The following is a 14,210-nucleotide window of genomic DNA, read 5'->3' as shown; positions in this document are numbered from 1 at the left end:
TCAAGGATTGACGCCAGGATGAAAAAGGGCCCGCGGCGCTTCGGGCGCAGCGGGCCAAGTCGGCCTCGGCCGTTTCAGTGTCAGATGTGCAGGGCGTGCCCCAGGGCGCGCAATGCCGCTTCCTGTACCGCTTCGCCCAGCGTCGGGTGGGCATGGATGGTACCGGCCACATCCTCCAGGCAGGCGCCCATCTCCAGCGACTGGGCAAACGCCGTCGACAGCTCGGATACCGCCACGCCAACGGCCTGCCAACCGAGGATCAGGTGGTTGTCACGCCGCGCGACCACGCGCACGAAGCCGCTTTTCGCTTCCAGGCTCATGGCCCGGCCGTTGGCGGCGAACGGGAACTGCGCGACGATGCAGTCCAGCCCTTGCTGACTGGCCTGTTCCGGGGTCTTGCCGACCACTACCACTTCCGGGTCGGTGAAGCACACTGCGGCTATCGCGCTGGGCTCGAAGCGGCGAGTCTTGCCGGCAATGATCTCGGCGACCATCTCGCCCTGGGCCATGGCCCGGTGCGCCAGCATCGGTTCGCCCGCCACGTCGCCGATGGCCCAGACATTGCGCATGCTGGTCTGGCAGCGCTCGTCGATGGCGATGGCTGCGCCGTTCATCCTCAGGTCCAGGCATTCCAAGTTGAAACCTTGGGTGCGCGGTCGGCGACCAACGGCCACCAGCACCTGGTCGGCCTCCAGGCGCAGTTGCCCGCCCTGGCCATCCCGGGCCAGCAGGCAGCCGCCTTGGTAGCCTTCGACGCTATGGCCCAGGTGCAACGCGATGCCCAGCTTCTTCAGCGACTCGGCAACCGGCGCAGTCAGCTCGCTGTCGTAGGTCGGCAGGATGCGCTCGCGCGCTTCCACCACGCTGACCCGGGCGCCCAGCTTGCGGTAGGCAATGCCCAGTTCCAGGCCGATATAGCCACCGCCTACCACCACCAGGTGCTGCGGCAGGGTTTTTGGCGCCAGGGCCTCGGTCGAGGAAATGATCGGCCCGCCCAGCGGCAGCATCGGCAGTTCGACGCTGCTGGAGCCGGTGGCCAGCAGCAGGTGCTCGCACTGGATACGCTGGCCATCGACCTCCACCTGCTTGCCGTCGAGGACCTTCGCCCAGCCATGGATCACCTTGACGCCGTGCTTCTTCAGCAGAGCGGCCACACCCGTGGTCAGGCGGTCGACGATGCCGTCCTTCCAGGCCACGCTCTGGCCGATGTCCAGGCGTGGCGATGCGACACTGATGCCCAGTTCCGAAGGCCCGGCGAAGCGTGAGGTCTGGTGAAACTGTTCGGCTACATGAATCAACGCCTTGGACGGGATGCAGCCGATGTTCAGGCAGGTACCGCCCAGCGCCTGGCCTTCCACCAGCACGGTGGGGATGCCCAGTTGCCCGGCGCGGATGGCAGCCACGTAGCCGCCAGGGCCGCCGCCGATGATCAACAGGGTAGTCTGGATAGTCTGTTGCATGCTCACTCCACGAACAGGCAGGCGGGTTGTTCGAGCAGGCCGCGCACGGCCTGGATGAACAGCGCGGCGTCCATGCCGTCGACCACGCGGTGGTCGAACGAGCTGGACAGGTTCATCATCTTGCGCACGACGATCTGGCCGTCGATCACCACCGGCCGCTCGACCATGCGGTTGACGCCGACAATCGCCACTTCCGGGGTGTTCACCACCGGCGTGCTGACGATGCCGCCGAGGGCCCCCAGGCTGGTCAGGGTGATGGTCGAACCGGACAGTTCCTCGCGGCTGGCCTTGTTGTTGCGCGCAGCGTTGGCCAGGCGCGAAATCTCGCTGGCATTGGCCCACAGGCTGCCCGCTTCGGCATGGCGCAGCACCGGTACCATGAGGCCGTTGTCGCCCTGGGTGGCAATGCCCACATGCACCGCGCCATGGCGGGTGATGACCTGGGCTTCGTCGTCATAGGTGGCGTTGATCTGCGGGAAGTCGCGCAGCGCCACGACCAGCGCGCGCACCAGGAACGGCAGCAGGGTCAGCTTGCCACGGCTGTCGCCATGCTTGCTGTTGAGTTGCTGGCGCAGGGCTTCCAGCGCGGTGACGTCGATTTCTTCCACATAGCTGAAGTGCGCAACGCGGCGCTTGGCGTCCTGCATGCGCTGGGCGATCTTGCGACGCAGGCCGATCACCGGCACCTGTTCGCTGTCGGTGCGCTTGGCATAGCCATTCGGCGCTTGCCCGGCAGCGCTCTGCGGCTTGCTCATGAAGGCATCGAGGTCTTCGTGCAGGATGCGCCCGGCCGGGCCGCTGCCATGCACATAACGCAGTTCGATACCGGCATCCAGGGCCCGCTTGCGCACTGCCGGCGAGGCCAGCGGCTTGTCGCCTGGCTGGCGCGGCACGATCGGGGCTGCCTCGTGATGGGTGGGCGCCTGGTACGCTGCCGGCCTGGTTTCCTGCTGCGGTTCCGGTTTGCTGCACACCGGGGCGGCGGGGGCTTCGAGCGGTTTTGCCTGTGGCACATCCACATGGTTGCCGCTGCCTTCCACCTCGATGCGGATCAGCTCGCTGCCGACCGCCATCACTTCACCCGGCTGGCCGCCCAGGGCCAGCACCTTGCCGCTGACCGGCGAGGGAATTTCCACCGTGGCCTTGTCGGTCATGACGTCGGCCACCACCTGGTCCTCGGTGATCATGTCACCGACTTTGACGAACCATTCCACCAACTCGACCTGCGCGATGCCTTCGCCAATGTCCGGCATCTTGATGACGTGCGTGCCCATTCAGACCTCCATGACCTTTTTCAATGCCGCACCTACCCGCGATGGCCCTGGGAAGTAAGCCCATTCCTGCGCGTGAGGGTAGGGGGTGTCCCAACCGGTGACGCGCTCGATCGGCGCCTCCAGGTGGTGGAAGCAGTGTTCCTGCACCAGCGACACCAGTTCGGCACCGAAGCCACAGGTGCGGGTGGCCTCGTGTACCACCACGCAGCGGCCGGTCTTCTTCACCGACTCGACGATGGTATCGAGGTCCAGCGGCCACAGGCTGCGCAGGTCGATCACTTCGGCATCGACGCCGGTTTCTTCGGCGGCCACCTGGGCCACGTACACCGTGGTGCCATAGGTCAGCACGGTCACGTCGTTGCCGGGGCGGGTAATGGCGGCCTTGTCCAGCGGCACGCTGTAGTAACCATCGGGCACGGCGCTTTGCGGGTGTTTCGACCAAGGGGTGACAGGGCGGTCGTGGTGGCCGTCGAAGGGGCCGTTGTACAGGCGCTTGGGCTCGAGGAAGATCACCGGATCGTCGCATTCGATCGAGGCGATCAGCAGGCCTTTGGCGTCATAGGGGTTGGACGGCATCACGGTGCGCAGGCCGCACACCTGGGTGAACATCGCTTCAGGGCTCTGGCTGTGGGTCTGGCCGCCATAGATACCGCCACCGCAGGGCATGCGCAGGGTCAGCGGGGCGATGAACTCGCCGGCCGAACGGTAACGCAGGCGCGCCATTTCCGAAACGATCTGGTCGGAGGCCGGGTAGAAATAGTCGGCGAACTGGATTTCCACCACCGGGCGCAGGCCGTAGGCACCCATGCCCACGGCGGTGCCGACGATGCCGCTTTCGGAGATCGGCGCGTCGAACACGCGGGACTTGCCGTACTTGTTCTGCAGGCCTTCGGTGCAGCGGAACACCCCGCCGAAGTAACCGACGTCCTGGCCGTAGATCACCACATTGTCGTCGCGCTCGAGCATGACATCCATGGCCGAGCGCAGGGCCTGGATCATGGTCATGGTAGTGGTGGCCATGGCGGTTTCCGGTTTGATGCTGTTGTTATGGTCGTTCATCTCAAACCCCCAGTTCCTGGCGCTGACGGCGCAGGTGGTCGGGCATTTCCTTGTACACGTCCTCGAACATCGAGGCGGCACTGGGGATGTGACCGTTGGCCAGGGTGCCGTACTGCTCGGCTTCTTTCTGCGCGGCGATGACCGCGGCTTCGAGTTCGGCAGTGGTGGCCTGGTGCTCTTCCTCGGACCAGTGGCCGATCTTGATCAGGTGCTGCTTCAGGCGGGCGATCGGGTCACCCAGCGGGAAGTGGCTCCAGTCATCGGCAGGGCGGTACTTGGACGGATCGTCCGAGGTCGAGTGCGGGCCGGCGCGGTAGGTGACCCACTCGATCAGGCTCGGCCCGAGGCCACGGCGGGCACGTTCGGCGGCCCAGCGCGAAGCGGCGTAGACAGCGACGAAGTCGTTGCCGTCAACCCGCAGCGAGGCGATGCCACAGCCTACGCCACGGCCGGCAAAGGTGGTCGACTCGCCACCGGCAATGGCCTGGAAGGTGGAGATCGCCCACTGGTTGTTGACCACGTTGAGGATCACCGGGGCGCGGTAGACGTGAGCGAAGGTCAGGGCGGTGTGGAAGTCCGACTCGGCGGTGGCGCCGTCGCCGATCCACGCCGACGCGATCTTGGTATCGCCCTTGATCGCCGAGGCCATGGCCCAGCCGACCGCTTGCACGAACTGGGTCGCCAGGTTGCCGCTGATCGTGAAGAACCCAGCCTCGCGCACCGAATACATGATCGGCAGCTGGCGGCCCTTGAGCGGGTCGCGCTCGTTGGACAGCAGCTGGCAGATCATCTCGACCAGCGACACGTCGCGGGCCATCAGGATGCTTTGCTGGCGGTAGGTGGGGAAGCACATGTCGGTGCGGTTCAGCGCCAGCGCCTGGGCACTGCCGATGGCTTCTTCACCCAGGCTCTGCATGTAGAAGGACATTTTCTTCTGGCGCTGGGCAACCACCATGCGGCTGTCGAAGATCCGCGTCTTGAGCATGGCGCGCATGCCCTGACGGAGGATCTGCGGGTCGATGTCTTCAGCCCACGGGCCTTGCGCGTTGCCTTGCTCATCAAGCACGCGGATCAGGCTATAGGACAGGTCGGCGGTGTCGGCAGCGTCGACATCGACAGGCGGTTTACGGACTTGACCTGCATCGTTAAGGCGCAGGTAGGAGAAATCGGTCTGGCAGCCTGGCCGGCCGGTAGGCTCGGGCACATGCAAACGCAGGGGGGCGTACTCGTTCATGCTTTTTACGCTCGCTCGGGTATTTGTTTTTGTGAGCTCTGAAGCGGCCGCCGCTGAGTACCGGCTTGTGACTGGTAAGTCAGCGTCCTCTACATCTTAGTGGTCCGGCAGGAGAATTTTTCTCTCATGTTGGTTGCCTTTGCCAGGCAGGGGAGATAAACATTCCGCATAAACACAAAAAACCGGTGATTTTGTCTCATGCGCAAACTCGATCGTACCGATATCGGCATTCTCAACAGCCTGCAGGAAAACGCCCGCATTACCAACGCCGAACTGGCACGCTCGGTGAACCTGTCGCCCACCCCCTGTTTCAACCGGGTACGAGCCATGGAGGAACTGGGGGTGATCCGCCAGCAGGTGACCTTGCTGTCACCCGAAGCGTTGGGGCTGGACGTGAACGTGTTCATCCATGTCAGCCTGGAAAAACAGGTAGAGCAAGCGTTGCACCGCTTCGAGGAAGAAATTGCCGAACGGCCCGAGGTGATGGAGTGCTACCTGATGACCGGTGACCCGGACTACCTGCTGCGCGTGCTGTTGCCCAGCATCCAGGCGCTGGAGCGGTTTCTTGATTATCTGACGCGGTTGCCGGGGGTGGCGAACATCCGCTCCAGCTTTGCCTTGAAACAGGTTCGCTACAAGACAGCTTTGCCATTGCCCGCCAATGGTCTGACGCTGCGCGAGTAGCAGGAGGCATTGATATTAGCTGAGCGGCAGCGAATGCGATGCCGCCAGCAACCATCAGGCCCAGGGGCGGTGCGCGTGTCAGCCCAGCTGAATGTCGCGCAGCCGGAACTCCAGCACCTCGCCCGGCAGCTCGCTGGCGTTGAGGAAGTGGCCATAGCTGAGGGCGAAGGTATCAGCCGTTGGCCGGGTGTGCGCTACCCGGTGTCCGTATTGGTCGCGCAGGTAGAAAGCAGTGCTTTCGGCGCTCTGCAGCTCGCCATCCCAAGGCGACAGCGTTTCGATCTTCCAGTACTGCGCGGCACTGAACAGGTTCACCGGGTTCACGCTGTCGGTGACCCTTCCGAGCACATGGGTTCCATAGAGTCCCAGCCACCCATCGCTGTTGCGTTCGAGTCGCGCGCCGGTGTAATCCCAGTGTTCGGCGCTGCTGATGTAATAGAGCGTACGATTTGCGTCATGCTTGATGAACGCAAAATGGAAACGCACCGGTTTGAACTCGTTTCGCCCATCAAGGGTACGCGCAGCCTCGGTGCTCAACCAACCGTCCTCGTCGGCACTGGTGAAGGGGTGGGCGGAAAACGACGTGTCTGCGATGACCACCTGGCCATGGCGGCAATGCAGTTCGGCAGTGAAATTGGCGTGAATCATGGAAGCTCCAGCTCGAAGGAATGAGCTGTCACCCTAAACCAGCGAACGCTGGAAAAGCGTCTGGAAGCGCTTGCTGAAGGCCGGGTTGTTTACGCCAGCCCCGGCTGGGCACCTGCCTGTGCGGCGGTGGTCCGACGCCGGCGCGACAAGCAATGTGCTTGATATTTTAAACACCCGCAGCCTATGTTGGTGCCAGCCTGTTACAACAAGGACAAGCGTCATGAGTACCGCCGCCCCCCACTCGGCTGCCGAACGCCTTCAAGGCATCGAGCAGATCGAATGCGTCATCCCCGACCTCAATGGCGTTCCGCGCGGCAAGGTGATGACCGCCGCGGGCTTTCTCGAAGGCCGTCGCCTGCAGATGGCCCGGGGGGTACTGTTGCAATGCATCATGGGTGGCTACCCGCCGGCCAGGTACTATGGCAGTGACGATGGCGACCTGGTGCTGGTGGCCGACCCCAGCCAGGTCCACCGCCTGCCGTGGCGCGACGATGGCTGCGCCCTGGCCATTTGCGATGCCAACGAACTGGACGGTCGGCCTTCGCCATTGTCCACTCGCGGCCAGCTCAAGGCCGTGCTTGCCCGTTACGCAGCGCTGGGCCTGGCGCCAGTGGTGGCGACCGAGCTCGAATTCTTCGTCTTTGCCCGCAACCCGGATCCGCAGCAGCCGTTCCAGCCACCGATCGGCAGCGATGGTCGCCGCGAACTTGGCCATTCGGCATTCAGTGTCAGTTCCAACAACGGCCTGCGCCCGTTCTTCAAGGAGGTAGAGCAGTGCATGGTCGCGCTGGGCCTGCCGCGTGACACCTTCATGCACGAAATGGGCGTCAGCCAGTTCGAGATCAACCTGCTGCACGGCGACCCGCTGCTGCTGGCCGACCAGACCCTGCTGTTCAAGCACCTGCTTAAGGAGGTGGCGCTCAAGCACGGCCTGACCGTGGTGTGCATGGCCAAGCCGCTGGCGCGCACGCCGGGCAGTTCCATGCATATTCACCAGAGCCTGGTGGAAGTGGCCAGCGGGCGTAACGTGTTCAGCGATGAGCAAGGCCTGCCGAGCGCGAGCTTCCAGCACTTCATCGGTGGCCTGCAGGCGTGCATGGCCGACTTCACCGCGCTGTTCGCGCCCAACGTCAATTCCTACCAGCGCCTGTGTCACCCCTACGCTTCGCCGAACAATGCCTGCTGGTCCGAAGACAACCGTGCCGCAGGCCTGCGCATTCCGGCCAGCGCACCGGCAGCGCGGCGGGTGGAAAACCGCCTGCCCGGTGCCGATGCCAACCCCTACCTGGCCATCGCCGCCAGCCTGGCCGCCGGGCTGCATGGCATCCAGCAGCGCCTGCAGGCTACGCCGGCGGTCCACGGGGAGTTCGTCGTGCCGGAGCATCTGGCCCTGCCGTGCACCCTGCATGCCGCGCTGGAGCGGCTCAAGCGCAGCGCGTTGGCGCGGGAACTGTTCGGCAGCGAGTTCATCGAAGGCTACGTCGCCAGCAAGACGCTGGAGCTGACCGATTTCCTCGACGAGATTACGCCGTGGGAGCGCCGGGTGCTGGCGGCACAGGCCTGATCGCGACACAACCGACACTGGACACGCCCCGTAGCGGCAAAATCGCTGTAGGGGCCTGCGCCAGGCAGTTTTTGCCCTTATGCTTCTAGCACCCAACCGTCACCTGACCAGGGAGCTTCACGGGACGTATGCGAAATATATGGAAGCCGTTTCAGTCGTTGTATTTCGCCGCGCTGATGATGTTGATCGGCTCGGGCCTGCTCAGTACCTACCTGGCCTTGCGCCTGGCGGCTGACCATGTCGACAGTTTGTGGGTAGGTGCGTTGATGGCGGCCAACTACTTTGGCCTGGCGGTCGGCGGCAAGGTCGGCCACCGCCTGATTGGCCGGGTCGGGCACATCCGAGCCTATGCCACCTGCGCCGGTATCGTCGGTGCCGCGGTGCTCGGCCATGGCCTTACCAACTGGTTGCCGGCCTGGGTCGGCCTGCGGATGATCGTCGGCCTGGGCATGATGTGCCAGTACATGGTCATCGAGAGCTGGCTGAACGAGCAGGCCGATGTGAAGCACCGCGGCGCGGTGTTCAGCGGCTACATGATTGCCTCCTACCTGGGCCTGGTGCTCGGCCAGCTGATTCTGGTGGTGCACCCGCAACTGGGCCCCGAACTGCTGATGCTGGTGGCCATGTGTTTTGCCCTGTGCCTGGTGCCGGTGGCAATGACCCGGCGTATCCACCCGGCGCCCTTGCGCCCGGCACCGATGGAGCCGAAGTTCTTCCTCAAGCGGGTGCCGCAGTCGCTCAGCACGGTGCTGGGCTCGGGCCTGATCGTCGGTTCGTTCTATGGCCTGGCGCCTTTGTATGCTTCGAGCCAGGGGCTGAGCACCGAGCAGATCGGCCTGTTCATGGGTAGCTGCATTTTCGCCGGCCTGCTGGTGCAGTGGCCGCTGGGCTGGCTGTCGGACCGTTACGACCGGGCGGTACTGATCCGTAGCGTGGCAGTGGGCCTGGCGCTGGCTTCGGCGCCGCTGGCGATACTGCCCAGCGTACCGCTGGAGTTGTTGTTTGGCGTGGGCTTCCTGATTTCGTTGCTGCAGTTCTGCCTGTATCCGCTGGCGGTGGCGTTCTCCAACGACCATGTGGAGAGCGAGCGACGGGTGTCGCTGACCGCGATGCTGCTGGTGACCTATGGCGTGGGCGCGTGCATCGGCCCGTTGGCAGCGGGTGTACTGATGAAGGTGCTGGGGGCGCAGATGCTGTACGCCTTCTTCGTGTTCTTCGCGCTGGTACTGGTATGGCGCATCCGGCCAAAAGCGGTGACCGGGCTGCACCAGGTGCAGGACGCGCCGTTGGGCCACGTGGCGATGCCGGCGGCCGGTTCGCCGTTGTCGGCGGCACTCGACCCGCGGGTGGATGAGCAGACCGTGCAGGACGTGATGCAGGCACCGGTGGCGGCGGAGGATACCGAGGCGGAAGAGAGGGGGACCGGGCAACCGGCGGCTGAGCCGCAAGAGGTCAGCAAGTCGGTGTAAGCCTGTGCCGGCCTCTTCGCGGGCATGCCCGCTCCCACAAGGACCGCATCAAGCCTGAGGGCTGCGCCTTCCCGGTGGGAGCGGGCGCGCCCGCGAAGAGGCCGGCACTGTAAGAACACAAATGAAAACGCCACCTCGAAAGGTGGCGTTGTTGTCTTGCAGCCGACGATCAATAGTCGTCCTTGTCGAACCGCCGCGCTTCTCGCTGCAACTGGTACACGAAGCTTTCGATCTTGCGCTGCGCCTGGCCGTTGAGGTTATGGAAGCGTACGCCGGCGAAGGTGGTATTGATCCGCTCTTCATAATGCAGGTGGCGCAGCTCGACCATGGTATCGACCAGGCCCAGTGGGTTGCCTGCCTTGAAGCGCTCGTACACCTGGCCCAGTTGCAGGCGATCCTCGACATTGCCGTCGAAGCGCAGTTTGCAGCCGGTGGCAGAAATATCCAGCAGCTTGCCGCGCAGGGCGCCATTGCCCTTGAGGTGGGCGCCATCGAGGATGATGTCGACCAGCTGCGACAGTTTCAGCGCTGCGCGGAAAGCATTGCGGCGTTGGTGATAGGTCATTTCCAGGGGCATGGCGCCCCGGTAGCAGCGGTGGCCATCGACCTCGCTGATCCGCAGCGCGTGGTTGCACTCCCAGGCAATGCGCACGCCATCGTGAAAACCTTCGACGCGGAAGTGCTCGCCGTTCTCGATGTACTTCTCGCCGTCGCGGGGGATCATTTCGTCCAGCGCCAGGGTATTGCTCTCACGGTCTACATGCACCACATAGCTCTGGAAGCGCTGGCTGCGGTCATGGAAGGTGATGATCAGAGGGTCGTGGCTTTCCTGCAGCTGCCGCAAGTTGGCCGCAATCTCCAAAGGGGTGTTCAGTACCTTTGGCGGCTGCGGGGCATCGGATTCATTGAACACGGCTTTATGATTCTCCAGGCAAAAGCGACACACGCAATTAACGGCATTTTGCCAGTATGTTCCGTGCCTTGATAGAAAAAATCAAACCTGGCTGAGCGCCCGTGGCTTGACCAGCGGCGACGTGCTGCCGCGGCTGTCGTAGAGCGACGGCGAGTCGCCACCCATGAGGATGCGGATCTGGTTGTTGGTGACGTTTTGCTGCACCTGGATGATCCGCCCGTTGGTCTCGTTGAGCTGCTGGCAGGCTTGCATCAACTGGCTGATGACGTCGAGTTGCTGCAGCAGCAGTTCACCGTTCGGTGATTGTGCTGCCACCGCCTCCACCCCGGCGCGATTGGCGCTCAGGCCCAGGCTGGTGAGCAGGTTGTTGCGCCGCGTGCCTTGCTGCTCCAGCAGCACGATCAAGGACTGCTTGCGGGCCAGGATGGTTTCCAGCAGCGCCATGTCACGCCCATGCAGAGCAACGGCCTCCTTCTGCAAGAGGTCGAGCAATTCCTGCATCGGTGCGATGTCGTCTTCGATCAGTTGCAGCAAGGTGGTGTCGTGCATGGCTAACTCTTGGCTGTTTGGGCGTCCGTGAAGTCAGCGCGCCGAACGGTCAGCGCTGGGCTTCGAAATCGAGCAGTTTGCTGGCGACCCGGCCGGCATCGACCTGGTAGCTGCCGTCGGCGATCGCCTGTTTCAACTGGGCCACACGGGCGCTGTTGACCACCGGCTCGTCGCGCAGCTTGTCGCTGATCTTCTGCAACTGCTGTGCCTCCTGGCTGAGGTGTACCGCTTCTCCGCTGGCGCTGGTGGTTGCTTCCTGGCTGGCTGCCGGTTTTTCGGCGCTGCCGGATGCGCTGTTGCTGCGCACGCCGCCCGTGACGGACGGAGAATTATTTACACGACTGAAGTCGATGACCATGATCAGAAACCTCTGGGTATTTGGACGCTTGCCTTGTTTTCGGCCAACCCGAAAGAAACTTTAGGCACAAATGCGTAGCCGCCTGTCGGCAAGCTTGCGAACCCGTTTTCTGACACAGTTTAGGAGCAGCGGTTCCTCACCGCCAGCGCAATGTCGGCTGGCTACATGCTCACCTCGACCTGGCCCGGGCCGGTGACCCTGGCCTTGACCACCCGTTTGGAATTGAGGTTACGCACCCGGATCTGCTCGCTCAGGCCGCCCTTGCCCAGCGCTTCGCCGGGCATGCGTACGCTCAGGCTGCCGCTGCGGGCGATGATCACCACGTGGTCGCCCTTGCGCACCACCTCGGCCTGTTCCAGGTGCTGCGGGGTGAGCACCTGGTCGATCACCGTGGGGCGCAGCATCTTCATGCCGACCGCTTGGTCCAGTTCGGTCAGGAAGCCTTGCCCCAGGGTGCCGACATCGCGCTCGCGCAGGGCCACGTCGCCTTCGCTCACCACGTTGTCGCGCTTCAACGGGCGGGTCGCCACCACGACTTCGCGGAACAGCCGCACGGTGGCCGGCACGAACACGGTCCACGGCGCTGCGCTGTCGCAACGCACCTTCACCGTAACCCGGCCCAACGGTTGTGCCGGGCTTTCCAGCGAGGCGTCCAGCTGCTGGCTGCACAGCGGCATGCGCAGGCGTGGGTCCAGCGGGTTGACCTGGATTTCGTAGCGGCCGGCGGTCTGGGTGGTGGCCAGGTAATCTTCGACGCTGAATTCAAGAAACCCTTGGGTGACACCGATAAGCTGTTCAGGCAAGGTAAACGCGTCCGCTACCGTGCGAACGCCAGGCGTCAGCAGGCACAGCACGGCCAGCGAGCCAGTCAGCAGGCGCGTCAATCGTCGGGAAAATGTCGTTTTCGTGTACATGACGCTCAAAAAAGCAAAGCCCGTGCCGACTTGCTAGGTGAGTGGCACCGAAAGGCTCAAAGGTAGAGGAGACTGGCATGGCAGGTGTTATGGATTCGGTCAACCAGCGCACGCAGCTGGTCGGGCAGAACCGCCTGGAATTGCTGCTGTTCCGCCTCAATGGCGAACAGCTATACGGCATCAACGTGTTCAAGGTCAGGGAAGTGCTGCAATGCCCTGCACTGACCTTGCTGCCCAAGGCGCACCCGGTGGTGCGCGGCGTTGCCAATATTCGCGGGGCGACCATCCCGATCCTCGACCTGTCGATGGCCACCGGGCTGCGGCCGCTGCAGGAAGACACGCGCAACAGCTTCGTGATCATTACCGAGTACAACACCAAGACCCAAGGCTTCCTGGTGCATTCGGTGGAACGTATCGTCAACATGAACTGGGAAGAAATCCATCCGCCACCCAAGGGTACCGGCCGCGATCACTACCTGACCGCAGTCACCCGGGTAGACAACCGCATGGTCGAGATCATCGACGTGGAGAAGGTGCTGGCCGAGGTGGCGCCATCGTCCGAGTCGGTGTCGGCGGGGGTGATCGATGCCGAGGTGCAGGACAAGGCCGTGCTGCTGCGGGTGCTCACCGTCGACGATTCGTCGGTGGCGCGCAAGCAGGTCAGCCGCTGCCTGCAGACAGTAGGGGTCGAGGTGGTGGCGCTCAATGACGGTCGCCAGGCCCTGAACTACCTGCGTCAGCTGGTGGACGAGGGCAAGAAGCCGGAAGAAGAGTTCCTGATGATGATCTCCGACATTGAAATGCCGGAAATGGATGGCTACACGCTGACCGCGGAGATCCGCAGTGACCCACGCATGCAAAAATTGCATATCTGCCTGCATACTTCGCTTTCCGGGGTGTTCAACCAGGCAATGGTGAAGAAGGTCGGGGCGGATGACTTCCTGGCCAAGTTCAAGCCGGACGACCTGGCCCAGCGGGTGGTCGACCGGATCAAGGCGGCACATTGAAAGCGCCGGGGGCAAGCCCCCGGCACCAGTGATTGAAAAGAGGCGGCAGAAGTGTCTACGGGTAATTTGGATTTCGAACAGTTCCGGGTCTTCCTGGAGAAAGCCTGTGGCATCCTGCTGGGGGATAACAAGCAGTACCTGGTTTCCAGCCGTCTCAACAAGCTGATGGAACAACAGGGCATCAAGAACCTGGGCGAGCTGGTACAGCGCATCCAGGCCCAGCCGCGAGGTGGCTTGCGCGAGCAGGTGGTCGATGCCATGACCACCAACGAGACCCTGTGGTTTCGCGACACCTACCCGTTCGAAGTACTGAAGAACAAGGTGATTCCGGAGTTCATCCGCAACAACCCCGGGCAGCGCCTGCGCATGTGGTCGGCGGCCTGTTCGTCGGGGCAGGAGCCGTATTCCATCTCGATGGCCATCGACGAGTTCGAGCGCAGCAACCTGGGGCAGTTGAAGATGGGCGCGCAGATCGTCGCCACCGACTTGTCCGGCAGCATGCTGACCAACTGCAAGACTGGCGAGTACGACAGCCTGGCGATTGCCCGCGGCTTGTCCCAGGAGCGCCTGCAGCGTTACTTCGACACCAAGGGGCCGGGGCGCTGGGCGGTCAAGCCGGCGATTCGCAGCCGTGTCGAGTTCCGCTCGTTCAACCTGCTCGACAGCTATGCCAGCCTGGGCAAGTTCGACGTGGTGTTCTGCCGTAACGTGCTGATCTACTTCTCGGCGCAGGTGAAGAAGGACATCCTGATGCGCATCCATGGCACCCTGAAACCGGGTGGCTACCTGTTCCTTGGCGCTTCCGAGGCGCTGAACGGACTGCCGGACCATTACCAGATGGTGCAGTGCAGCCCGGGGATCATCTACCAGGCCAAGTAAGCACAGAAGGCCGGCAGCGAAAGTTGCCGGCCTTTTCGTTTGTCTGCTCTGGCCGCTTCGCGGGCGCGCCTGCGAAAAGCCGGAACAGGAAAAGCTGACGTCAATTTTTTGTTTTGCCGCTTTTGCCGCCTGGCAATTGCCGCTTTCGCCGCTCCGGGCGGAAGGCCTTTGCCGCTTTTCTGGCATCACTCTGACAGC

General features: G+C 63.4%; 14 protein-coding genes. 5 read left to right on the top strand and 9 right to left on the bottom strand.

What is annotated here, in order from left to right:
• Positions 1 to 80 precede the first annotated feature (80 nt).
• Genes lpdA through ACLEJP_RS17810 form a run of 4 tightly spaced genes read right to left on the bottom strand, consistent with a single transcriptional unit; the run spans position 81 to position 5,027 of the window.
• Positions 81 to 1,460, bottom strand: a complete 1,380-nt coding sequence (gene lpdA / locus ACLEJP_RS17825; protein WP_440808456.1) for a dihydrolipoyl dehydrogenase — start codon at positions 1,458 to 1,460, stop codon at positions 81 to 83.
• 2 nt (positions 1,461 to 1,462) lie between these two features.
• Entirely contained in the window at positions 1,463 to 2,734 is a 1,272-nt protein-coding gene (locus ACLEJP_RS17820; protein WP_440808455.1) for a dihydrolipoamide acetyltransferase family protein, read from the bottom strand.
• Positions 2,735 to 3,793 carry an alpha-ketoacid dehydrogenase subunit beta gene (locus ACLEJP_RS17815; protein WP_170031188.1) on the bottom strand — a complete coding sequence of 353 codons (1,059 nt, stop codon included), beginning with the start codon at positions 3,791 to 3,793 and terminating at the stop codon, positions 2,735 to 2,737. It abuts the gene before it with no gap.
• Position 3,794: 1 nt separating this feature from the next.
• Complete coding sequence (locus ACLEJP_RS17810) at positions 3,795 to 5,027, bottom strand: 3-methyl-2-oxobutanoate dehydrogenase (2-methylpropanoyl-transferring) subunit alpha (protein WP_440808452.1); 1,233 nt, start codon at positions 5,025 to 5,027, stop codon at positions 3,795 to 3,797.
• 198 nt (positions 5,028 to 5,225) lie between these two features.
• On the opposite strand from ACLEJP_RS17810, the gene bkdR reads away from it, so the two are divergent.
• Positions 5,226 to 5,711: a Bkd operon transcriptional regulator BkdR gene (gene bkdR / locus ACLEJP_RS17805; RefSeq protein WP_225778715.1), complete on the top strand. Its 486-nt coding sequence runs from the start codon at positions 5,226 to 5,228 to the stop codon at positions 5,709 to 5,711.
• A gap of 78 nt (positions 5,712 to 5,789) precedes the next feature.
• Here the strand turns inward: bkdR and ACLEJP_RS17800 are convergent, their stop codons facing one another.
• The gene (locus ACLEJP_RS17800) at positions 5,790 to 6,359 is read right to left on the bottom strand and encodes a hypothetical protein (protein WP_440808450.1); all 570 of its coding nucleotides are present in this window, start codon (positions 6,357 to 6,359) and stop codon (positions 5,790 to 5,792) included.
• A 322-nt stretch (positions 6,360 to 6,681) separates the two neighbouring features.
• Here ACLEJP_RS17800 and ACLEJP_RS17795 point away from each other — a divergent pair, with 322 nt between their 5' ends.
• Both ACLEJP_RS17795 and ACLEJP_RS17790 read left to right on the top strand, forming a co-directional pair.
• Positions 6,682 to 7,923 carry a glutamine synthetase family protein gene (locus tag ACLEJP_RS17795; protein ID WP_440808492.1) on the top strand — a complete coding sequence of 414 codons (1,242 nt, stop codon included), beginning with the start codon at positions 6,682 to 6,684 and terminating at the stop codon, positions 7,921 to 7,923.
• Positions 7,924 to 8,051: 128 nt separating this feature from the next.
• Positions 8,052 to 9,392 (top strand): MFS transporter, encoded by a 1,341-nt coding sequence (locus ACLEJP_RS17790; protein ID WP_440808449.1) that lies wholly within the window; start codon positions 8,052 to 8,054, stop codon positions 9,390 to 9,392.
• Between the two features lie 169 nt (positions 9,393 to 9,561).
• Here ACLEJP_RS17790 and ACLEJP_RS17785 read toward each other — a convergent pair whose 3' ends face one another.
• From ACLEJP_RS17785 to flgA, 4 genes are all read right to left on the bottom strand, one after another.
• On the bottom strand, positions 9,562 to 10,305 hold the full coding sequence (locus ACLEJP_RS17785; protein WP_440808447.1) for a flagellar brake protein: 744 nt from the start codon (positions 10,303 to 10,305) through the stop codon (positions 9,562 to 9,564).
• A gap of 81 nt (positions 10,306 to 10,386) precedes the next feature.
• On the bottom strand, positions 10,387 to 10,854 hold the full coding sequence (locus ACLEJP_RS17780) for a flagella synthesis protein FlgN (RefSeq protein ID WP_289130962.1): 468 nt from the start codon (positions 10,852 to 10,854) through the stop codon (positions 10,387 to 10,389).
• Between the two features lie 49 nt (positions 10,855 to 10,903).
• Complete coding sequence (flgM, locus tag ACLEJP_RS17775; protein WP_440808445.1) at positions 10,904 to 11,212, bottom strand: flagellar biosynthesis anti-sigma factor FlgM; 309 nt, start codon at positions 11,210 to 11,212, stop codon at positions 10,904 to 10,906.
• 161 nt (positions 11,213 to 11,373) lie between these two features.
• Positions 11,374 to 12,126, bottom strand: a complete 753-nt coding sequence (flgA, locus tag ACLEJP_RS17770) for a flagellar basal body P-ring formation chaperone FlgA (RefSeq protein WP_440808443.1) — start codon at positions 12,124 to 12,126, stop codon at positions 11,374 to 11,376.
• A gap of 77 nt (positions 12,127 to 12,203) precedes the next feature.
• Here flgA and ACLEJP_RS17765 point away from each other — a divergent pair, with 77 nt between their 5' ends.
• On the top strand, positions 12,204 to 13,133 hold the full coding sequence (locus ACLEJP_RS17765) for a chemotaxis protein CheV (RefSeq protein ID WP_013973629.1): 930 nt from the start codon (positions 12,204 to 12,206) through the stop codon (positions 13,131 to 13,133).
• A 51-nt stretch (positions 13,134 to 13,184) separates the two neighbouring features.
• Positions 13,185 to 14,012: a protein-glutamate O-methyltransferase CheR gene (cheR, locus tag ACLEJP_RS17760; RefSeq protein ID WP_289130960.1), complete on the top strand. Its 828-nt coding sequence runs from the start codon at positions 13,185 to 13,187 to the stop codon at positions 14,010 to 14,012.
• Positions 14,013 to 14,210: the final 198 nt, after the last annotated feature.

The sequence above is a fragment of the Pseudomonas sp. SMV7 genome, from assembly GCF_052041995.1.
In the GTDB taxonomy this organism is placed as follows: Bacteria; Pseudomonadota; Gammaproteobacteria; order Pseudomonadales; family Pseudomonadaceae; genus Aquipseudomonas.
The sequence above is the reverse complement of the archived record's forward strand: the minus strand, read 5'-3'. Positions and strand labels throughout refer to the sequence as shown.